Consider the following 21,976-nt stretch of genomic DNA (forward strand, 5'->3'; position numbering starts at 1 on the left):
AAGTCAGCACAACATAGTTATTATTTCCTCCAACCCCAGTAGTGATCTTAATATCATTGCTGGGTTTTTTGTGCTTAACATCAGGGCGTATTTAACCTTTCATGATTTGATCCGTCAGAAATGAACACTACTGATATCATTACTCATGACAGGAGTTATCGACAAGCGCGTTTAAAATGCCACATGATGACGCTGGTGCACTACTTGCACATTTCTGGCGCAAAACGGTCAAGTGATGCTTTAAGTGCATCAGTTCTTCCATTCGTATTTCCACAGCATGAATGTGCTCATCTAGCAAGTTATTCACATCGCCGCAGTCCTTGTCAGGCGACTCCCAGTATTCAAGTAAGATTCGCACATCATCTAAAGCCATATCGAGCGTACGGCAATGTAGGATAAATTGTAGACGCTCAATGTGCTCTTCATTATATAAACGATAATTCCCTTCGCTACGAAAAGGCTCGGGTAATAAGTGCTCCTTTTCGTAATAGCGAATGGTTTCTACTGTGGCACCTGTGCGTTTAGCGAGCTCACCAATTTTGATTGTCATAACAACCTCTATGATTTAAATAATTAAAGTGGCTGTAAAGACTAGCGCTAGAGAAATTAAAATTACGAAACTGTAGATAAATAACCTTGACTCTAAAGCCACTATAGGGTTCATAATACCATTATTCAAAGGGTAAATTATTATGAAATATCATATTGAAGGTATGGACTGTGCCAGTTGCATCGGCAAGATTGAAACAGCTTTGAAACGTATGCCTGGGGTTTCTGATGTTGAGCTAAATTTTGCTACAGAAACGCTAGAGCTAAGCTTGGCCCCTGATGCGCCGACTCAGGCTAGTGATATTGAAAAAACCATCAAAAGCCTAGGGTTCGGTATATCTGCCAATACTGGTCAACAAACTGTATCGGCTATTGATATTGACAGCGACAATCAGATGGCTCCGCAGGACAAGCGGTGGTGGCAAACTCAAAAAGGCAAACAGGTTGTTGGTCTCGGTATTTTGATGGGCAGCGCTTATGCACTGTCACTACTGTTCCCCGCTTATGGGATATGGGTGTTTGCCATCGCTGTGATTGTAGGCGTTTTTCCATTTGCACGCAAAGCCTTAGCACTGGCTAAAACAGGTTCATTCTTTTCAATTGAAACGCTGATGTCCGTCGCCGTGCTTGGCGCACTTATCATTGGTGAAGCTGAAGAGGCCGCAGCAGTTGTCTTTTTGTTCTCAATCGGTGAACTGTTTGAGAGTATCGCTGCTGATCGCGCTCGCGCTGGCATCAGAGCCTTATCATCGCTGGTTCCGAAAAGTGCAATTTTACTTGATGCTCAAGGTGGGCAGCGTAACGTTCCAGCGACTTCATTACAAGTGAATGACCTTGTGCTGGTGCGTCCTGGAGATAGGGTATCTGCTGATGGTTCCATTGTTCAAGGTGCGTCCAGCCTTGATGATTCGCCCGTGACGGGAGAGTCTGTTCCTGTTGCCAAGACGATGGGTGACAATGTATTTGCAGGGTCAATTAACATCGATGGTGTGCTCCAAGTGCGCGTAGAAAAGACAGCCGCCGATAACACCATTTCGCGCATTATTGAGCTGGTAGAGCAAGCCCAAGCCTCCAAAGCACCCACTGCCCGTTTTATTGAGAAATTCAGTCGCTATTACACACCGGCAGTGATGGCTATTGCCGCACTAATTATTATCATTCCACCGTTAGCCATGGGTGGAGATTGGTCGACTTGGTTGTATCGCGGTCTAGCACTGTTGCTGATTGCCTGTCCCTGTGCTCTTGTACTATCAACACCCGCTGCCATCGCCTCTGGTCTTGCTGTTGGTGCGCGCCGTGGCTTGCTGATCAAAGGCGGTAGTGCTTTAGAAACTATCGGCCAAGTGAAGACGGTCGCTTTTGACAAGACAGGCACTTTAACTGAAGGCAAACCACGCGTGACCGATGTTGTTGCCTTTACACAAGAGGACTCAAGTATTCAAGGTCAGAATTCTCAAGGTCAAGATGAGATATTGGCACTTTTTGCCAGTGTGGAGACTGGTTCTAGTCACCCACTTGCTGAAGCCATTGTCAGTCATGCCAAAGCCGCCAAAGTTGTTATACCTGTGGCTTCCAAAGCTTCTGCTACTGCGGGTAAAGCGGTACACGCAACTGTCGCGGAGCGCGCGCTAGCTATCGGTTCGCCTGTTTACGCAGCCGATGAGGCATTGATTTCATCCACACAACAGGCGCAAATTGAGGCGCTGCAAAATGAGGGTAAGACCGTCTCTGTTCTTTTCGATGAGCAAAACCGTGAAGTGCTTGGATTAATCGCGCTAAGAGACGAATTACGAGACGACGCTCATGAAGGTGTGGCTCAGCTCAAAGCGATGGGTGTGCGCTCCGTCATGCTAACAGGCGACAACCGCTTAACCGCTCAAGCACTTGCCAGTAATTTAGACGTGGAATGGGAAGCTGAGCTGTTGCCTGAGGACAAACTGCGCCTGCTTAACGAGATGAAGAACAACCGCAAAATAGCGATGGTTGGTGATGGTATTAACGATGCGCCAGCGCTAGCAACTGCCGATGTTGGCATCGCGATGGGTGGTGGTACCGATGTGGCCATTGAGACGGCCGATATCGCATTATTAAAAAGTCGTGTTACGGATATGGCTCATCTCATCGCACTTTCACGTGCCACCATGCGCAACATTCATCAGAACGTCATTTTCGCTTTAGGTCTCAAAGGCGTCTTTCTGATCACGACCGTATTCGGCATTACTGGACTATGGATTGCGGTTCTAGCTGATGCTGGAGCAACAGTGCTCGTTACTCTTAATGCGTTACGTTTACTGCGCTTTAAGGGAGCGCCTCCACTGGTAACTCCGCCTAAAGTAGTTAAATAAAACCCTTCGAAATCAATTAAAAACTAGAGATAGCAGCAGATTTCGGGGTGGGTTCTAATAATAAAAATTCCACCGCTACAGTAAACTGCAACCGCATTAGAGTAAATAAGGTTAGACCGTATGTTGATTACAGAATTGGGCTATTTTGCCTTGCTTACCGCTTTTGTATTGGCGTTATTGCAGGTAATTCTGCCAACTATTGGTGTTATTCGTAACCAAGTTGCTTGGCAACGACTAGCCCCTAGCTTAGCTTGGGCACAGTTTGCCGCCATGATAACGTCATTTGGCGCTTTGATAGCAGGTTTTTATTATAATGATTTTAGCCTCAGTTACGTCGCGCAGCATTCCAATACGCTGTTGCCTTGGTACTATAAGTTATCGGCGACATGGGGCGGACACGAGGGCTCTTTGCTGCTATGGATGACCATCATGGCCACATGGTGTGCACTGGTATCATACTTTAGTCGCGGCTTGCCGTTATCAATGCGTGCGCGGGTATTAGTTATTTTGTCCGGTGTACAGTTAATGATGCTAACAATGCTGATATTTACCTCGTCACCGTTTGAGCGTACCTTACCCAATCTAGCGGTCGATGGCGCTGATTTAAATCCTGTCCTACAAGATTTCGGTCTGATTATTCATCCGCCCATGTTATATATGGGCTATGTGGGTATGGTAGTGCCTTTTGCATTTTGTATGGCGGCATTGTGGGAAGGGCGTTTAGATGCTGCTTGGACACGCTGGTCACGTCCATGGGCGCTCGCGGCTTGGGGATTTTTGACCATTGGTATTGCACTGGGCTCGTGGTGGGCCTACTACGAGCTTGGCTGGGGCGGTTGGTGGTTTTGGGATCCGGTAGAGAACGCCTCGTTTATGCCTTGGCTTGTCGGCTTAGCATTGCTGCATTCATTAGCAGTCACTGAAAAGCGCGGGGTGTTTAAAGCATGGACCATCATGCTGGCTATTTTCGCCTTTGCCTTAAGCTTGCTTGGCACGTTCCTGGTACGCTCTGGAGTCCTTACCTCAGTGCATTCGTTTGCCGCTGATCCGACGCGTGGTTTGGTCATCTTAGCTATTCTTGGCATTATCATCGGTAGTGGTCTATTAATGTTTGCCGTTCGCGGTTGGCGTTTAACCGTTGAAAGTCAATATCAGCTGATTTCACGTGAGTCCTTTTTAGTGATCAATAACGCCATCATTTTGATTGCAACCTTAGTGGTGCTGCTCGGCACCCTCTATCCTATTATCGCTGATGCCTTTAGTCTCGGTCAGGTATCTGTAGGGCCTCCATACTTCAATGCGCTGTTTGTGCCTTTGACATGGCTGTTGTTAATCGCTATGGGTATGGGCTCTAATATTCGCTGGAAACAAGATAAGCGTCCGTTACTAGGGGTGGGTATCGCCATTGCCGCTAGTAGTATCGTATTGGCTGCTATTATCGCCTACTTTACCAGTCCATCTGCTATGTTCAATATTGGCGTGACTTTAGCGGTGAGCTTTTGGGTACTGCTATGGATGATCGTTGACTTTAGAGACAAAACCAAGAACGCCCCTAATTTCTTTAAAGGTCTGCGTCAGCTGCGTCTTAGCTATTGGGGTCAACAGACTGCTCATATTGGCGTATTGGTTGCTGTCATTGGCATAGCCTTTACTAGTAGCCTGAGTATTGAGCGTGACGTAGCAATGGGTATTGGCGATACAGTCAATGTTCAAGGTTACGATTTTGAAGTAACTGAATTTTTGAAATAAAGGGGAGTAACTTTGATGCAACGCAAGCGCAAGTGGTGGTATCCAAAGACGGTCGTGAAGTGGCGAAACTGACTCCAGAAAAGCGTACTTATATTATCAGCACGATGCCAACAACTGAAGCTGCTATTGACCCCAGTCTTATGCGCGATGTTTATGTCGCACTGGGCGAACCTATTGCCGATGGTAGTAACCAATGGGCATTAAGGATTTATGTAAAACCATTAATTCGCTGGATTTGGTTAGGGGCAATTATCATGGCTCTAGGTGGATTAATTAGCATGCTTGATAAACGATACCGCATCAAAAAAGTTAAAGCTCCATTGCTAGTTACTGGTGATCTGGCTACTGATGGAGTCAATGAGGTAGCTATTGAACAGGCAATCTCAGCATCGACGATGTCGACACTAAAGGAGAAATAAATGACTATGTCGAATAATACTCCTGAGCAAAAAGATAGCCAAAACAGTAAGCAGCGTAACCCAAAGACAATGAAAAAAAGCAGACGAAGCTATGGTTCTTAATTCCGCTTATCCTCTTTTTTGGTTTGGTAGTTATATTGTACATGCGCTTAGGTAAACCAACAGACATTGTGACCAATACCGCTCTTGAGCGTCCGGTTCCTACCTTTGAGCTGCCGTTATTAGCAGATACTACCCGTACTATCACCAATGATAATTTGCCGGATAAGCCGTTTTTACTTAATGTTTGGGGCTCATGGTGCCCAACTTGCGTTATTGAGCATCCGTTTTTAATGCAACTAGAAGAGCGCGGCGTTGATATCGTTGGTGTGAATTATAAGGATGAGATTGGTAATGCGCTCAGTTACTTAAACCGAGGCGGTGATCCATTTTCTATGTCTATTCAGGATTCATTGGGTCAGTTTGCTCTAGACTTAGGCATAACTGGTGCGCCCGAAACCTTTGTTGTGGATGGAGATGGCATCATTCGTCAGCATATTGTTGGTGAGGTTAATGAAGCCAATTGGCAACAGCGTGTTAAGCCGTGCCTGACCGTACTTAATGAGGCTAATAAGAACAACGATAGTCCTGATCTCATTCAGGTTGAGGAGATGTGCAAATGAACGTTATTCGAATAAGAGCTCCTCAACTAAAACCCAATATAGTTTTAAAACTAGCAAGCTTAATACTAGCGTGTCTGCTTAACATGACGGCAAACGCAGCTATTGACGTATACGATTTTGACTCACCACAGCAAGAAGCTCAGTATCGTGGATTAATAGAAGAGTTTCGCTGCCCAAAATGCCAAAATCAAAACCTTGCAGCCTCTGATGCACCGATTGCACAGGATCTAAAGCAAAAAGTCTATGATTTAATTAAAGATAGACGTAGTGATGCTGAAATACGCGTCTATATGCAAGAGCGCTACGGTGACTTTATTAGCTACAAGCCGCCTATGCGACCATCAACATGGATCCTATGGTTTTTTCCACCACTATTATTGCTCGTCTTAATTATTGGTTGGTTTTGGCAAAGTAAGCGTCGCCAAGTTGTTGCCCGTGGTCAAAGCGGCGTCACAGTGAACAGTACTGCTGCCTTGACCTCTACGGAAAAGGCTGAGCTTGATCGTCTATTATCGCAAGCTGAGAGTGTCGACCACGACATTACTAGCCTAGAGGACAAAAAATGACTCTATTTTCTACTTTTGGCTTATTTGTAACTCTAAGCTTGCTGATTGCCCTTATATTTGCGCTGATTGCTATTATGCCATGGCTACGAGCACCGCGTTTGCAGTCCAAACCAATAGACAATCAACTGCTAGATATTAATGTTGCAGTATTTCGCGAACGTTTAGCTGAGCTACAAACAGATAAAGACAGCGGTACTATTAATAATAGCCATTATCAAAATCAAAAGCTGGAACTGGAGCGTCAGCTATTAGATGCGCAGCGTCAGATAACACCTATGGTCACCCCTGATGTCAAAAGCCGTTTAATTGTCGCAGCTTGGATCCCAATATTGGCTGCAATGGCGTATTTACTAATAGGCAATCGTACGCCCGTGTTTGATTTGTGGACAGCTGAGGACAAAGTAGGACAAGTGGCTGACGACCTATTGACAGCTAAAATTGACAAGCCGCCATCATGGGCGTTTGAAGATGGTCGTCAACTGATTAGCGCCATGCAAACCAATGTTCATCGTAATGCTGATGATCCTAATCGCTGGATGCGCCTATCCGAGCTTTTCTTATCTATGGAGGCAACTGATTCTGCGCTGGAAGCCTTATCTCGTGCCTATCGTTTAGCTCCTGAAAATGAAGAAATCGCCACCACTTATGCTCAGACTAGCTTTTTCGTTAATGAAGGTCAGTTAGACGCCAATATTCGCCGTGTATTACAAGCTATATTAGCTAAGAATCCGCAGCATGAACGGGCTCAAATGCTCATGGCAATGGGTGAGACTCGTAGTAGTAACTTTGCCCAAGCGCAAGGTTGGATTAAACGCTTACAAGGCAGCATTGTGGCCAAACCAGGTGATCATACTAAAGCTTTAGCAAGCTTAGATGAGTTAAGCAACTACGTTAGCACGCAAGAAAAGCAAGCGCTAGAAGGTATTGACGTGACAGTGAAAATTAACGCTAATTTATTACCGTTAGTGAAAGCTGATGATGTGTTGTTTGTTGCGATACGTGACGTTAAAGGAGGTCCACCGTTTGCCGCCAAACGTTTACCCATTAGTATTATCAAGCAAGGTGAGGCTAGTATCCGCTTAAGCAATCTTGATGCGATGATGCCAGATCGCACGTTAAATTCAGCTCGTAGTGACAAAACTCAGTTAGCAGTCGTTGCTCGTATTAGTCATAGCGGTAATGCCATAGCAGAGTCAGGCGACTTATCGGGTAATCCTATAGTGATTAGCGCTGAACAGACTCAGGTTAATGTTGAAATCAATCAACAGATTCCCTAATAAAAAATTATTACCGTAAGTTTCATAACACCAGAGCGGTAAGTGGAGCCGTTTATAAAAGTGGCGCGATTAATAGTCGTATACCAAAAACATATACGTTTAACATTGTTCATTGTATAAACACAGATAAAGAAAACAACTATGACTGAATCTACCGACAGATTAGATAGTACTAAATTGAATAGCGTTGAATCGGCTAGTACTAATATTGCTGACAATAAAGTACCTATAGCTGTGAGTAGTACTCATCAATCGATTGACTCTAAAACCATGAATCATACGCCTAAAGCTATGTACGTGACTTCAGGCAACTCGATAACACCTAAAGGTAAGTTGGATAAAATGCCAAAAATGGTTGCCAATGGCAGTCGCGCTTTTATCTGGTATTTGTTGGCGATAATGGTGTTAATACTTGATCAATGGACTAAGTGGTTGGCCCAAACCAAATTAGCGTTCAATGACCCCGTACCGGTCATTGAACCATTTCTCAACTGGACACTCGCTTATAACTATGGGGCAGCATTTAGCTTTTTAGCCGACGCTGGCGGTTGGCAGAAATGGTTTTTCTCAGGCTTAGCTTTTGTAATGGCTATCTTTTTAACGATTTATTTAATCAAAGCGCCACGTACAGCCAAGCTATTGTCTATGGGGTTGGCCTTAGTGCTTGGCGGTGCGATTGGCAACTTAATCGATCGTTTAAGAATTGGCAAAGTGGTTGACTTTATCCATGTGCATTATGCTGATGTCTGGAATTATCCTATTTTCAATGTTGCAGATATAGGTGTCTGTGTCGGTGTCGCATTGATTATAATTGACATGATATTTTTAGAAAGTAAGCGTAATAAATAAGCACATTGATGCCGATTATCACAAACAAAATGAACTAGCGTCGTAGTCACTCTATACGGAAAAATACTTTTTATACTTGAGTATGTTTATAAAATGTGAACTGGAAGGTAATGTATGACTGGTATAGGTACTCACTCATTTTAGGTCTTAAAACCCAATACTTAAAAGCTCTGCGTAGAGCCATTATTATAGAGACATTGAATAATCCATAAATTCTTTATTGATAATAACAAAAGGAAAATATAGTGTCACAGGCTCAGCCAACTATTGAAAAAATTCACAGCCTTAGAAAAAAACAAGAGACCGCGTTAAAAAGTCTTACCCTTATAGGCTACCTAGAAGGCACCTCTTTCTTATTATTGCTCTTCATCGCCATGCCACTAAAATATATGCTGGATATTCCAGAAGGTGTGAAATACATCGGTATGGCACACGGTATTTTGTTTATTACCTATATCATAATACTTATAGGCTCAGCTATCAAAATGAAAATGCCTCTTTGGGCAATACCTGCGGGCGTACTCGGCTCACTCTTACCTTTTGGCCCATTTATATTCGATCATTTACTAAAAAAGAACTTGCAGGAAAATGTAAGTAAAGAAGCCTAGAACAAGCTCTGCTATAAATGCCACAAACGTATCTTATTACTCAAGATTATTTTTCCTAACTAAATCACAAGCCGCCATCACTCATCGTGGCGACAAATGAATAACATTGAGCAGAAATTAATCACAATAAAACTTTAATTCAGACCCAGTATGAATAGTCTCACACTCCAGTTACTTTTCGAACTTATCTTACATACTATCGACAAACCCGTTTTGTTTAAAAGCTAAACAGGTTTTGTCATCCGCGATGGCTTTCCTGTTATCGTAGGGTATACCCCAAGGGAACCAACCATTTAACCCTTCAAACCTATTAACAGACTACTCAAAATAGACTGTTAATATGGAACTATCTATAACAGGCTTTTGAATTATGGGACTGGTCGCCGCGCTTTTGCCCTATCATTAGCCTATACCTTAACAGTAAAATAATTAAATGATAATAAATCTATCATTAGAGTTGTTTTCACTATTAAACGATAGTATTATCATTAAACAATAATATTTAAGTCTAAAAGATATGTTGATACCCATGACAGTCAGAATATATGTGAGAGCTAGCACAAAAGACCAAGATGCTAAGAGAGCCTTGTCTGACTTGATTGGCGTTAGTAAAAATTATGCTGACAATCATGTTGATTACATTGAAAACTATAGTGGTACTAAGTTAGATAGACCAGAACTTACTAAGTTACTTGATGATGCTAATCAAGGAGATATCTTGCTTGTTGAGAGCGTAGATAGATTAAGCAGATTGTCTCAAGATGATTTTGCAATTCTAAAGCAACGCATTAAAGATAAAGGCTTAAGGTTAGTTGTAGCTGACCTGCCTACTACGCATACAATCAATACTGGTATGAGTGGAGAGATATTGGCTGTAATCAACAATATGCTAATTGACTTGTTAGCAACAATGGCTAAATTGGATAATGACAAGCGTAGAGAGCGTATTAAGCAAGGATTAGCTAATAGTGGTTATAAACCTACAGGCAAAAAAGCTAATATACAGAAGCACAAACGTATTAAAGAATTAGCAAGTCAAAACAATATGAAAAAAGATGAAATAGCTAAGGCCTGTGATGTTGGAGTGGCTACAGTTTATCGTGTACTAAAAGATACGTAATACGTCAGGTAATGAACTTAAATAATTATGCTTTGCTGAATTACTATGTCTAAAAATAAAACAGTAGTCATAAGCGTTAATTATCTCCAAGCGCTACCTTGGTATAGTGAGCGTGTAGTAGCGCTTTTACTTCCTTGCTAGTTGCAATTTTACCTTCCTCAAAGTCTTGAAAGATATGCTGAGTATCTGGGTTAACAGGAATATTATCGACTGCAAAGCTGCCCAAAGTATCAAAGTTAATGCGGCGGCGCTTTTCTATCTCTTGTCGACTAACAAGAATAGGTCGATCGTCAACAATCGGTGTTTTAGATTTAGAATCTTCCATACTAGCTCCTATCAGTAGTAATGAAATTGTTCAGCAAGTCAGATAGTCTTCTATCTAGATAACCTTTCTCTCATTGCTATGTCTTATTCGGCTGATTTAATTGTATTAATGATTTAGACATCGGTAAATCATGATTGTTTAACCTCAAGAGCTATTGTGACTGAATAATTCGTACTTCTAGCATCTCCTAGAGTTGCGTAACTTACTTGCTCTAAAGTTTTTTGGGACCTATATGGGCTGAATAGCTCATCAAGAGTATGGTGAAAACCACCATCATCTACTCCAAATACATAATCAAAAAATATTTTGGCCATTGCAGACTGAGGGTGGCTAGCATCGCGAAAAGATTTATTGTGACTCCAACTACCACTGTATATTTTATTGAATACTCTCTCTATATTACCAGAAACAAGAATTTGAAGCATGTCTTCGAGTAATACCTGGTTTTTGCACGTATGCAGCAGCATTTTCAACAGACTTCCAAATTACATAATGCATAGTTGATACAGAGCATTCAGCTAGACATGATCTGAGAATGCTAATTAGCTTATCGCCAATAGGCGGTGCTAGATAGTTCAGTCTTGACCTAGTAATCAGGTAGCTTAAACACTCTCTGAACCGCCCCGGGATTGTCGGAGACTCAACATTCTGAGAGAATACGACAATGAAAAAACAAACCTACACTCCTGAGATTAAAGAACGCGCCGTTCGCATGCTGATAGAAGCGTTGGGCGACTATCCCTCCACATGGTCAGCGATTCAAGCCATTGCCCCTAAGATTGGCTGTACGCCTGAAACCCTGCGGTCGTGGCATAAAAAGCACATAGATCAAACTATTCCTGCATCGGTGCAAGCGCAAAGTGATAAAGAGCGCATCAAGGAGCTTGAACGCGAATGCAGAGAGCTCAAGCAAGCCAATGAGATCATACGTAAGGCTGCCGCTTTTTTCGCCCAGGCGGAGCTCGACCGCTGACTAAAATCATGATTCAATTCATCGACGATCATAAGAATAATTATGGGGTCGAGCTGATCTGTAGAGTATTACCGATTGCCCCATCAACCTATCACCGTGCTAAAGACTTGGAGAGCTACCCTGAAAAACGCTCATTGCGCAGTCAACATGACGACTTTTACATCAGCGAGATTAAACGTATCTGGCAGGACAGCAAATGCCGTTACGGTGCGCGTAAAGTATGGCAGCAGATGAAAGCTGACGGGTTAAAGGTTGCTCGTTGTACCATAGAGCGTTTAATGAGACAGCATGGCCTACAAGGTGTCTGGCGCGGTAAGGGTAAAATAACAACTCACAGCCGTGATGATCAAAAGCGTGCTGATGACTTGGTTAATCGTAACTTTAGCGCTCATCGCCCTAACCAGCTCTGGGTGGCAGACTTTACTTATATCAAGACGATAAGCGGCTGGGTGTATACCGCTTTTATTATTGATGTGTTTGCTCGCGCTATTGTGGGCTGGAAAGTATCTAATCGTATGAACACAGATATGGTGATGGCGGCGTTAAATCAAGCAATAGCAGATAGAAACTATCCCAAAGATGTGATTCATCACAGTGATCGAGGGTTCAGTATTTATCCATTCGCTATACTGATAAAATGGCTGACTGCGGTGTGATTGCCTCTGTTGGCACTACAGGTGATTCATACGACAATGCACTGGCTGAGACGGTCAACGGGCTTTATAAGTCTGAGGTCATTCATTATTTGAAAGAGAGCTGGTCTGGTGTGAACGATGTTGAACTAGCAACCCTTGAATGGGTCGATTGGTTTAACAAAACACGACTGCATAGCACGATTGGTTATGTGTCACCTTTTGAATTTGAAAAGCGGTATTATGATAATTTAACCCTGTCAGGCATCGCTGCCTGACTCAAGTAAATCACTCTCCGATAAAGTCGGGGCGGTTCAATATCGATGTCGATATGCAAGGCTGGCGTCCAACAAAAGGACAGACAGATAAGCATGGCGAGTTGATTGAAGATCGTATCTATAATCAAAAAGACTTTGATCGTAGTCTGGTGATTGATGAGCGTACTGAATTGGTGGCTCAGACCATCACAAGCTACCTTGAGCGTACTGACCCAATGGCCAAAACCATTGTGTTCTGTAATGATATTGATCATGCAGAGCGCATGCGCCGTGCTCTGATTAACTGCAATCCCGAGCAAGTCAAAAAGAACGAAAAGTATGTCATGAAAATCACGGGTGATGATGAGTTAGGCAAAGCGCAGCTCGATAACTTCATTAATCCAAAAAAGCTTATCCAGTGATAGCGACGACGTCGGAGCTGATGACAACAGGCGTCGATGCCCAAACCTGTAAGCTAATCGTGTTAGATCAAAATATCAAATCGATGACCAAGTTTAAGCAGGTTATTGGCCGTGGTACTCGTATCAATGATAAATATGGCAAGCTATGGTTTACGATTCTCGACTTCAAAAAAGCGACTGAGCTATTTGCAGATGAGCGCTTCGATGGTATTCCTGAACGTATCATGACCGTAACGCCATCGCAGATTAATGAAGGAAGCGTTGAGCTGGACGAAGTGGTAAATGGTGAGTCAGACGCAGAGTTAGATATTGCGAATGGCACTGATCTAGCCTACACAACCCAAGATGATAAGAGTGGCTTTGATTTAGGGGCTGGTATGGGTGATGATATGGGTGTCAGTGAGCCTGCGAAAAAATACCATGTAAAAGGTGTAGCTGTCCAAGTCATAGCACAGCGTATCCAGTATTATGATACTGATGGCAAGCTAGTCACCGAGTCTTTTCAGGACTATACTCGCAAAACCTTCACCAAGCAGTTCGCTAGTTTGGATGAGTTTACCAAGCGTTGGAACGATACTGAGCGCAAACAAACCATCATTGATGAGCTGGCAAACGCTGGTATTATTTGGGAAGCGTTGCAAGAAGAAATCGGTTCGGACATGGATCCCTTCGACCTAATTTGCCATGTTGTCTATGATCAGCCACCTTTAACCCGTCGTGAACGTGCAAATGAAGTTAAGAAGCGCAATTACTTTACCAAGTATTCAGACACTGCTCAGAAAGTACTGAACGCTTTGCTCGATAAATATGCTGATGCGGGTGTAGAAGAGATCGAAAGCCTAAACGTGCTTAAAGTGAAGCCGCTTGATCAGCTAGGTAGTCCTATGGAAATTGTTAAACAAGGCTTTGGTAGCAAAAAGATTACCAGCAAGCCATTAGTGATCTTGAAAACGAAATCTATTGGGCACCGCCACCCAAACAAGCTTAAGTAACTAGAAGAAATTAGCTACAGTCTATATATCTAAGCCTCTTATTGAGGCTTGTTTTATTCATACTGTTTATTAAGACCAACCGTTTATTAAAAAGAGAAACAACATGTCAATCAGTTCAGTTATCAAATCTATTCAAGATATCATGCGTCAAGATGCTGGTGTCGATGGTGATGCCCAGCGTTTAAGCCAATTGTCATGGTTATTGTTTCTCAAGATATTTGATGCACAAGAAGAAGCACTTGAGTTCGAACAAGAAAACTATAAAACTCCCATCCCTGAGCAATACCTTTGGCGTAATTGGGCAGCTGACCCTGAAGGCATCACTGGTGAGGAGCTACTAGAGTTCGTAAACGATGAGATATTCGTTGAGCTAAAAAACCTGACAGCGCCAGTAGATACCAACCCACGTGGCTTCGTAGTGCGTCAGGGTTTGAGCGATGCCTACAACTATATGAAGAACGGCACGCTGCTACGCCAAGTGATTAATAAACTCAACGAAGTGGACTTCAATCGTTCAGATGAGCGCCATCTGTTTGGTGATATCTATGAGCAACTGTTGCGTGATTTACAGAGTGCAGGCAATGCAGGTGAGTTTTATACCCCTCGTGCTGTGACACGCTTCATCGTTGACCGTGTCGATCCAAAGCTAGGTGAGCGTGTCATGGATCCAGCTTGTGGTACAGGTGGGTTTTTGGCCTGCTCATTTGATCATGTCAAAAACAACTATGTTGAAACTGCTGAAGATCATCAGATACTACAAAAACAAATTCTGGGTGTTGAAAAGAAGCAACTGCCGCATCTACTCTGTACAACCAATATGATGCTGCATGGTATCGAAGTTCCCGTACAGATACGCCACGATAATACCCTAAATAAGCCGCTATCAAGTTGGGATAGTGATATTGATGTCATCGTAACCAACCCACCTTTTGGTGGCACTGAAGAGCACGGTATCGAAAAGAACTTCCCTGCTGAGTTCCAAACACGCGAAACGGCAGATTTGTTTTTACAATTAATCATTGAGGTTTTGAAAGACAAAGGTCGCGCTGCCGTCGTATTACCTGATGGTACTTTGTTTGGTGAAGGAGTAAAAACCAAGCTAAAGAAGATGCTGACGGAAGAATGTAATTTGCATACTATCGTGCGCTTACCAAACGGTGTGTTTAACCCTTATACGGGTATTAAGACCAATATTCTCTTCTTTACCAAAGGTCAGCCAACCAAAGATATTTGGTTTTATGAGCATCCTTATCCTGAAGGCGTCAAAAACTACAGCAAAACCAAACCAATGAAGTTTGAAGAGTTTCAAACCGAGATTGATTGGTGGGGTGATGAGTCTGACGGCTTTGCCAGTCGTGTCGAAAATAATCACGCTTGGAAGGTCAGCATTGATGAAGTCATCGAGCGTAACTATAACCTTGATATCTCCAACCCTTATCAAGGCGAAGTCATTGATTATGATCCTAATAAGCTACTGGCTGACTATGCCAAACAGCAGCAGAGCATCGATACGTTACGCAGCCAATTAAAAGATGTACTGGGTGCTGCGCTGTCTGCTAATACGACAGAGGGCAAGTAGCTATGAATATAAGGACGAGCTTAGAGATGAGTAAAGACATAAGCAAGCCAGAGCAACTAATTACTGAACATATCGATATCTGGACCAGCGCTATATTGGCTAAATCGACTAGTGGACGTGGCAGCAGTAAAAAGTATGAGCTATATGGTATGAAAAAATTACGTAAGCTAATTTTAGAGTTAGCAATACGTGGCAAGCTGGTACCACAAGATACTAATGATGAGCCTGCATCTGTTTTGTTAGAGAAAATAGCAATTGAAAGAGCTCAATTGATTAAAGAAGGTAAAATTAGAGAGGCTAAACCAGTTGCTAAAATCAAAAGAGATGAAGATTTTTTGGAACTACCTAATAATTGGGAGTTGTGTCGCTTTGGAGCGATAACATTTAACCGAGATCCAGAGAGAGTCCCTTTATCCGTAGAAGTACGTCGAAATAGACAAGGTTCTTATGATTATTATGGTGCATCTGGTGTTATAGATAAGATTGATGATTATCTTTTTGAAAAACCATTGCTGCTTATTGGTGAAGACGGCGCTAATCTGGTCAATAGGTCAACACCTATTGCATTTATTGCAAGAGGTAAGTATTGGGTTAATAATCATGCCCATGTAATAGATGGTATTAATGAAGATTTTCTTCTTTATCTTTGTATTCATATTAATGCTATTTCTTTAGAGACTTATATTACTGGCTCTGCTCAACCAAAGATGAATCAAGCTAAGATGAACTCTATTTTGATTGCTTTGCCTCCATTAGAGGAACAAAAACGCATTATTGCCAAAGTCGATGAACTGATGGTGCTATGTGATCAGCTAGAGCAGCAAACCGAAGACAATATCGATGCTCATGCGACGCTTGTAGAAGTCTTATTAGCCACGTTGACAGACAGCACTGACGCTGATGAATTAGCGCAAAACTGGGCAAGAGTTGCTGAGCATTTTGATAGCCTATTTATCACCGAGCAAAGCATTGACGCTCTAAAGCAAACGGTGTTGCAACTGGCAGTAATGGGTAAATTAGTTCCGCAGAATCCAAACGATGAACCTGCTTCGGTGTTGTTAGAAAAGATTGCTGAAGAAAAAGAGCAGTTGGTTAAAGAGAAGAAGATTAAGAAAGAAAAGCCTTTACCGTCAATTAGCGATGATGAGAAACCTTTTGAGCTACCACAAGGGTGGGATTGGAGTAAGCTTGGCAACTGTTCTGCTAATATTCATTATGGTTATACAGCTTCAGCTAATGAATCTTTGACTGACTATAGAATGTTGCGTATTACTGATATTCAAAACAACACTGTAAACTGGGAAAATGTGCCTGGGTGCGAAATAACGCCAAAACAAGCAGGTAATTATCTTTTAGCTGATGGTGATATTTTGATTGCACGAACAGGAGGTACAGTCGGTAAATCATACCTTGTGCAAAATATCTCAGTCAAATCCGTATTTGCATCTTATTTAATTAGAGTACAAAAACTAGATGCTTTATATGAAAGGTATATAAAAGTATTTTTAGAATCAAAAAGCTATTGGTCACAGCTATATGAAGCTGCAATGGGGACAGGGCAGCCAAATGTTAATGGAAACGCTTTAAAAAACCTAGTATTCCCAGTTCCACCGCTAGCTGAACAACATCGTATCGTCGCTAAAGTTGACGAGCTAATTGATATTTGCGATCAGTTAAAAGTTAAACTACAGCAGTCTCAAGAGACACAGGTTCAGCTTACCGATGCGTTAGTTGATCGTGCTTTAGGGTGAGTTTTAGTGCTGGGCTAAGTGTTTTATATGTCTTGATAAGATATAATATCTCTTATCAAGACATGCACTCAGTAAATCAGATAATGTTGGTATTACTTCTAAGGACAACTGACTGATCACATAGTCCGTATTGTGCAGAATTAAAAATGCACAGTCAGAATATAGCGCTCTACATTAGAAAATAAAACGACTTGTGCATAAATTAGGGGTTGTAAATTTTTTAGGCGTGCCTTTTAATATTGCGAGCTATGCGCTATTGACTCATATGATCGCGCAGGTGTGTGGTCTAGAAGTTGGAGAGTTTGTTTGGACAGGTGGTGATTGTCATATTTATCAAAACCACCGTGAGCAGGCTGAGCTACAGTTGACTCGCTCGCTATATGAATTGCCGACGTTGTCTTTGAATCCTGAAGTAAAAGACATATTTGCGTTTGATTACGAAGACATTAGCGTCAATGACTATGAGTCGCACCCTGCTATCAAAGCAAAAGTCGCCGTATAAAGTTAGTTTGATTAACTACGCTAAATAAAAGCAAAACTTAAGAATATAATAAAAAGGATATATTATGAGCTATGCCCATACCGAAGTTGCCCAAATCGCTGCTATTAGTAGCAATCGCTGTATCGGCAAAAACAATGAGCTACCGTGGCATATCTCAGCAGATTTGCAACATTTCAAAAGCATGACGACCAAAGAAAACGATAGTAAGATTCAAGGTATCGTAATTATGGGTCGCAAAACATTTGAGTCAATGGGTAGTAAGCCATTACCCAAGCGCGTGAGCTTTATTGTTACCACACAGATGGACTATGCTGAGACAAAAGGTCTTGCAGATAGCAGTAACGCCTATGTGGTACACAACTTAGACGATGCTCTGACACAAGCAGCTAGCCTGGCTCATGGCGCGCATCTCGATACGATTTGGGTGATTGGCGGTGAGCGAGTATTTAGTGACGCTCTGATGTACACCGACCGTATTGAGCTGACTCATGTAGATACTGATATTGTAGACGGCGATGCATTTTATCCTGAGTTGCCAGAACGCTTTAAAGTAGCAGACGAATCTGAGCAAATGCACGATGAAAAAGCGATTTAAACTTTAAATTTACCACTTATAAAGTAACAACTGATAAGCAGTAAAGCCTATTAAAAAAGGGGCAGTCTTGGATAATTTTACTTATCCAAGACTGCCCCTTTTCGTTTACTCTTCACAAAGTCTTATTTGTATACAATCAATAAAAACTGCTGCTTGATAATATCTAATCCGTTACTCGTGCAATACTTTATAAACCGTTTTTGCGAGTACTGGTCCGATACCTTGTACGCCTGCCAACTCTTGCTGTGAAGCGCCAAGCAACTGCTGCATACCACCAAAATGATTGAGCAAGTCACGACGACGTTTCTCACCCAGTCCCGGTATTACCTCTAGCACTGATGATGAGCGACGCTTATCGCGTTTTTTACGGTGAGCGGTAATCGCAAAACGATGCGCCTCATCACGAATATGCATCAGCAAATGCAATGCTTTGCTATCCATCGGTAGATCTAACGGTTCGTGATCGATAAAGTGCAATACCTCAAGCCCAGCCTTGCGCCCTTCCCCTTTTGCCACACTGATGAGCAAGGTGTCGCCAAGGATACCCAATTCAGTTAATACTTCTTTGGCAATACCAAGCTGACCTTTACCACCATCAACCAATAGTAAGTCCGGCAATGGTTGTTTCTTGTAACGCCGAGTCAGCACTTGTTTCATCGCTGCATAGTCATCGCCACCTTGGATATCATGGATAGCATACTGACGGTAGTCTCGACGGCGCGAGCCACCTTGGTCAAACACCACGCAGCTACCAATGGTCGCCTCACCCATCGTATGTGAAATATCAAAACATTCAATACGATCAATCGTCCGATCAGTGACAGTCGCCAGTACGTCTTTTAGCGCACCAAAGCGCGCATGTAGCTCTAGATAATCGCCAAGCTTGGTTTTTAATGCATTACCGGTATTTAGTGTTGCTAAGTCCAGCCACTCTGAACGGTGCTCACGCACATTGGTCTTGATGACTACTTTATTACCGAAATGCGTTGCCAATGCTTCACTTACTGCCACTTGATCTGGTATCTGATGGCTCAATATGATTTCAGCGGGCAAATCATCGGTCACTTGGAAATAAAATGACGTAATGAAGGCTGATAGGTTATCTGCTAACGACTCACTACTATCCACATCTGGGAAATAATTTTTTCCACCCAATACACGTCCACCACGTACCGTCAGTACGTTCACACAGGTCATGCCAGCCTGACTGGCAATCGCAATCACATCTGCCTCACCTTGTACTGTGTAGACTGCTTGCCTTGCTTGTACTTCACGTAGCATGGACAGCTGATCGCGATAAAATACCGCCTTTTCAAAATCTAACGCTTCAGCTGACGCTTCCATCTTTTCAATCAGCGTACTATGGATGTCACTAGAGTCGCCTTTTAAAAAACGGATGGTATTGTTCACATCTTCTGCGTACTCTTCTGGCGATACCAAACCGACACAGGGCGCACGGCAACGTTTGATCTGATACTCAAGGCAAGGACGTTGACGCTGCTTAAAAAGGTATTGGTACATTGACGCATTTGAAACATCTTCTGCATCAACACCAACGTTTCTTTTGCCGCATGTGCAGAGGGAAACGGGCCAAAGAATCGACCTTTTTGATGATTACCTTTGCCGCGACCATAAGCCAAGCGTGGATAAGGCTTATCGGCTGAGATAAACACATACAGATAGGATTTATCATCACGCAGCAGTACATTATAAGGTGGACGATGCTCTTTGATTAGATTCTGTTCAAGCAACAGCGCTTCGGTCTCACTACGCGTGATGATAGTCTCAATATTATGAATCCGCGCCACTAGCGCCCGTGTCTTTGGATGATCTATCGTCTTGGCAAAATAGCTATTTACCCGGCTTTTTAGCGACTTAGCTTTACCAACGTATAATATATCGCCGTTCTTACCCAGCATCTTATACACCCCTGGCAAGTTAGGCAGGCGTTTAATCAGATGCTTAAGACGGGCTTTTTTATCATCGACAGGACTCGATTCTGAGACATTAACCATAGAATTTATTGCTCTTAAAAATCTTAGTAATACTGCTAGTTATGGGGCGGGAGTCATTGTTTTACAAGCCAATTATTATCGCAGCGCTACCCAGAAAAAGCCAGCTTTCGCCGGCTTAGTTTGTTCTATTATCGTTTATCCAATCACATACTACTAATGACGGAAGTTAGCCATCAGTGCTGGGATACCCGGCAGCATACCAACGATAGCCATGACACCTGTCAGTACCACGAACATAATACCTGGTATGATCCAGCGGCTCATCTTAGTCAAATTCGCACTACGCTCTTTAGAGCCAATCAAGCCCAAGTTATCAAGCAATAACGTGAGCGACCAACCAAAGGCTGGGTTAACCAATGCCGACGCGAATACCACGATAGCAGCAGACTGCGTGGTTTTACCTTCGCGCGTCATCTCCATACCAGCTTCTAGTAATGGAATAAATACCCCAACGATCAAGGCCACACACATCACTGGCTGCCAAATGGCCAAATCCATCGGATAGCCCCAAACTCCTGCGATAATACAGAATAGAGCCGTCAATAAAGCACCGGCAGGAATTGGACGTTTAGCAATCGCCGCAGGAACAATATACGTGCCCCAAGATGACGCAAAGTTGGAGCCGCCCAATACAGAGCCGACTACCTGACGAAATGAAGCACTGGTCATGGTGTCATCAATATCCATAAGCACTTTTTCAGTACGCTTAGGATAGCTGATTTTTGGAATACCTGATGGCCTAAGAAATCTGGTGACCACATCGCCACGGCCAAAATAGCAAACGGCAATACTACAATGAAGCTTTCAATCGTCGGCAGACCTAACATCCAACCTGTGTTTTCACCCCACCAATACATTGGGTTCATGTTTGGTAGACCTGGTGCTGTTTTGAACTCAAAAGGTGCGCCCAATGCAAATGCAAGACCACCACCCAATACACAGCTTAGCGGAACCGCGAGCCAGCGTTTTTGCCAATGCTCGAGCAATGCATATAGCAGGATAGTCGCAAGAATAATAAAGAAAGCGATATGCGACATGCCAATCCCTTCTGCCCAAGCAAAGAGATTTTTGACCTGTGATGTGGTACCAATAAAGCCCAAGTAAATCAAGAGGCCACCGCACACCCCTTTACTGGTTAAGTTGGCTAGTAGACTTCCTCCTTTACTAATCGCAAGGAGCAGACCAAAAGCACCGATAAGCAAACCAAAGGCCATCGGGTGCCCACCAGCTGCTACCACAATAGGAATCAAAGGAATAAGTGGACCATGAGTACCAGCGAGGTTGGCGGTCGGCAATAAAAATCCCGAAAATAAGATAATAAAGAAGGAGACGATCAATAGCTCGTAGCGTACGTTTTCTAGAACAAACGCATCACCTAAGCCGAGTGGACCTGCAAAGGTTGCTGCAATGGCGCCCACCATAACAACTTTACCAATGGTCGCGGCCATTGCTGGAATAGTATCTTCGTATTCAAAACGGTAATCACGGAATGGTAAATTAGGACGCCAGCGTTTCGGCTGCATGATTTGTAATTCATGGTTTAAATAAGCATCACGACTGTCGAAACTAGAACTGGGCTTATGCAAATCTACATAACTGCCTTGTACTTGACTGTCGTGGTTTACGTTCGAGGTCGGCGGATTAGACCCTGAAGAGGGGGTCTGAGGGTTACTCATCACATTTCCTTGTGTCGATTACGTCTTTGATTGACTACACACGCTCTGCTCTAATGTCATAGACCAAAGCGCCTATTACAAACTGCGAACTATTGTATGCCAAGACTTGATGA

12 protein-coding genes, 7 pseudogenes and 1 other annotated feature are annotated in these 21,976 nt (G+C 42.9%); of the genes and pseudogenes, 14 read left to right on the forward strand and 5 right to left on the reverse strand.

Annotated features, from left to right (window positions below; genetic code table 11):
* Positions 1-139: 139 nt before the first annotated feature.
* Complete coding sequence (gene cadR, locus ACOBWA_RS14205; protein WP_025643920.1) at positions 140-550, reverse strand: Cd(II)/Pb(II)-responsive transcriptional regulator; 411 nt, start codon at positions 548-550, stop codon at positions 140-142.
* 142 nt (positions 551-692) lie between these two features.
* Here cadR and ACOBWA_RS14210 point away from each other — a divergent pair, with 142 nt between their 5' ends.
* From ACOBWA_RS14210 to ACOBWA_RS14245, 8 genes and pseudogenes are all read left to right on the forward strand, one after another.
* Complete coding sequence (locus ACOBWA_RS14210; RefSeq protein ID WP_420229731.1) at positions 693-2,894, forward strand: heavy metal translocating P-type ATPase; 2,202 nt, start codon at positions 693-695, stop codon at positions 2,892-2,894.
* A 120-nt stretch (positions 2,895-3,014) separates the two neighbouring features.
* Positions 3,015-5,062: pseudogene (locus ACOBWA_RS14215) on the forward strand (heme lyase CcmF/NrfE family subunit).
* A 143-nt stretch (positions 5,063-5,205) separates the two neighbouring features.
* Positions 5,206-5,724 carry a DsbE family thiol:disulfide interchange protein gene (locus tag ACOBWA_RS14220; RefSeq protein WP_349773458.1) on the forward strand — a complete coding sequence of 173 codons (519 nt, stop codon included), beginning with the start codon at positions 5,206-5,208 and terminating at the stop codon, positions 5,722-5,724.
* Between the two features lie 83 nt (positions 5,725-5,807).
* Positions 5,808-6,290, forward strand: a complete 483-nt coding sequence (locus ACOBWA_RS14225) for a cytochrome c-type biogenesis protein (protein ID WP_020443538.1) — start codon at positions 5,808-5,810, stop codon at positions 6,288-6,290.
* Positions 6,287-7,567 (forward strand): c-type cytochrome biogenesis protein CcmI, encoded by a 1,281-nt coding sequence (gene ccmI, locus ACOBWA_RS14230; RefSeq protein ID WP_101211261.1) that lies wholly within the window; start codon positions 6,287-6,289, stop codon positions 7,565-7,567. The genes ACOBWA_RS14225 and ccmI overlap by 4 nt, the downstream gene beginning before the upstream one ends.
* 141 nt (positions 7,568-7,708) lie before the next feature.
* Positions 7,709-8,416: a signal peptidase II gene (gene lspA / locus ACOBWA_RS14235; RefSeq protein ID WP_045455808.1), complete on the forward strand. Its 708-nt coding sequence runs from the start codon at positions 7,709-7,711 to the stop codon at positions 8,414-8,416.
* Between the two features lie 275 nt (positions 8,417-8,691).
* Entirely contained in the window at positions 8,692-9,024 is a 333-nt protein-coding gene (locus ACOBWA_RS14240) for a DUF3817 domain-containing protein (RefSeq protein ID WP_420230790.1), read from the forward strand.
* Positions 9,025-9,553: 529 nt separating this feature from the next.
* Positions 9,554-10,144, forward strand: coding sequence for a recombinase family protein (locus tag ACOBWA_RS14245; RefSeq protein WP_420229732.1), 591 nt, complete (start codon positions 9,554-9,556; stop codon positions 10,142-10,144).
* Between the two features lie 76 nt (positions 10,145-10,220).
* Here the strand turns inward: ACOBWA_RS14245 and ACOBWA_RS14250 are convergent, their stop codons facing one another.
* Complete coding sequence (locus tag ACOBWA_RS14250; RefSeq protein WP_371532839.1) at positions 10,221-10,469, reverse strand: antitoxin VbhA family protein; 249 nt, start codon at positions 10,467-10,469, stop codon at positions 10,221-10,223.
* Between the two features lie 128 nt (positions 10,470-10,597).
* Positions 10,598-10,942 (reverse strand): hypothetical protein, encoded by a 345-nt coding sequence (locus ACOBWA_RS14255; protein ID WP_420229733.1) that lies wholly within the window; start codon positions 10,940-10,942, stop codon positions 10,598-10,600.
* Between the two features lie 191 nt (positions 10,943-11,133).
* Between ACOBWA_RS14255 and ACOBWA_RS14260 the strand changes: the two are divergent.
* The 6 genes and pseudogenes from ACOBWA_RS14260 to ACOBWA_RS14285 all read left to right on the forward strand — a co-directional run bounded on the left by ACOBWA_RS14260 (position 11,134) and on the right by ACOBWA_RS14285 (position 18,216).
* Positions 11,134-12,352: pseudogene (locus ACOBWA_RS14260) on the forward strand (IS3 family transposase).
* Positions 11,409-11,525, forward strand: a sequence feature (AL1L pseudoknot). (Overlaps the previous pseudogene by 117 nt.)
* Before the next feature lie 32 nt (positions 12,353-12,384).
* Positions 12,385-13,741: pseudogene (gene hsdR, locus ACOBWA_RS14265) on the forward strand (EcoAI/FtnUII family type I restriction enzme subunit R); the annotation flags it as partial.
* Between the two features lie 107 nt (positions 13,742-13,848).
* Positions 13,849-15,324, forward strand: a complete 1,476-nt coding sequence (locus ACOBWA_RS14270; RefSeq protein ID WP_420229734.1) for an N-6 DNA methylase — start codon at positions 13,849-13,851, stop codon at positions 15,322-15,324.
* A gap of 26 nt (positions 15,325-15,350) precedes the next feature.
* A complete protein-coding gene (locus ACOBWA_RS14275) occupies positions 15,351-17,075 on the forward strand; it encodes a restriction endonuclease subunit S (protein WP_420229735.1) in 1,725 nt (574 codons plus the stop codon).
* Between the two features lie 217 nt (positions 17,076-17,292).
* Positions 17,293-17,577: pseudogene (gene thyA, locus ACOBWA_RS14280) on the forward strand (thymidylate synthase); the annotation flags it as partial.
* A 64-nt stretch (positions 17,578-17,641) separates the two neighbouring features.
* Positions 17,642-18,216, forward strand: a pseudogene (locus ACOBWA_RS14285) (dihydrofolate reductase).
* Positions 18,217-18,343: 127 nt separating this feature from the next.
* Here the strand turns inward: ACOBWA_RS14285 and uvrC are convergent.
* Together uvrC and ACOBWA_RS14295 are read right to left on the reverse strand one after the other, a co-directional pair.
* Positions 18,344-20,187: pseudogene (gene uvrC, locus ACOBWA_RS14290) on the reverse strand (excinuclease ABC subunit UvrC).
* A gap of 153 nt (positions 20,188-20,340) precedes the next feature.
* A pseudogene (locus tag ACOBWA_RS14295) lies at positions 20,341-21,863 on the reverse strand (DUF3360 family protein).
* Positions 21,864-21,976: the final 113 nt, after the last annotated feature.

Source organism: Psychrobacter sp. ER1 (assembly GCF_048631835.1).
GTDB lineage: Bacteria > Pseudomonadota > Gammaproteobacteria > Pseudomonadales > Moraxellaceae > Psychrobacter.

Coding starts and splice junctions, on each gene's coding strand:
- ACOBWA_RS14245 (WP_420229732.1), top strand. CDS start 9,554: ATGACAGTCAGAATATATGTGAGAGCTAGCACAAAAGACCAAGATGCT.
- cadR (WP_025643920.1), bottom strand. CDS start 550: ATGACAATCAAAATTGGTGAGCTCGCTAAACGCACAGGTGCCACAGTA.
- ACOBWA_RS14275 (WP_420229735.1), top strand. CDS start 15,351: ATGAGTAAAGACATAAGCAAGCCAGAGCAACTAATTACTGAACATATC.
- ACOBWA_RS14250 (WP_371532839.1), bottom strand. CDS start 10,469: ATGGAAGATTCTAAATCTAAAACACCGATTGTTGACGATCGACCTATT.
- ACOBWA_RS14270 (WP_420229734.1), top strand. CDS start 13,849: ATGTCAATCAGTTCAGTTATCAAATCTATTCAAGATATCATGCGTCAA.
- ACOBWA_RS14220 (WP_349773458.1), top strand. CDS start 5,206: ATGCGCTTAGGTAAACCAACAGACATTGTGACCAATACCGCTCTTGAG.
- lspA (WP_045455808.1), top strand. CDS start 7,709: ATGACTGAATCTACCGACAGATTAGATAGTACTAAATTGAATAGCGTT.
- ACOBWA_RS14210 (WP_420229731.1), top strand. CDS start 693: ATGAAATATCATATTGAAGGTATGGACTGTGCCAGTTGCATCGGCAAG.
- ACOBWA_RS14225 (WP_020443538.1), top strand. CDS start 5,808: ATGACGGCAAACGCAGCTATTGACGTATACGATTTTGACTCACCACAG.
- ccmI (WP_101211261.1), top strand. CDS start 6,287: ATGACTCTATTTTCTACTTTTGGCTTATTTGTAACTCTAAGCTTGCTG.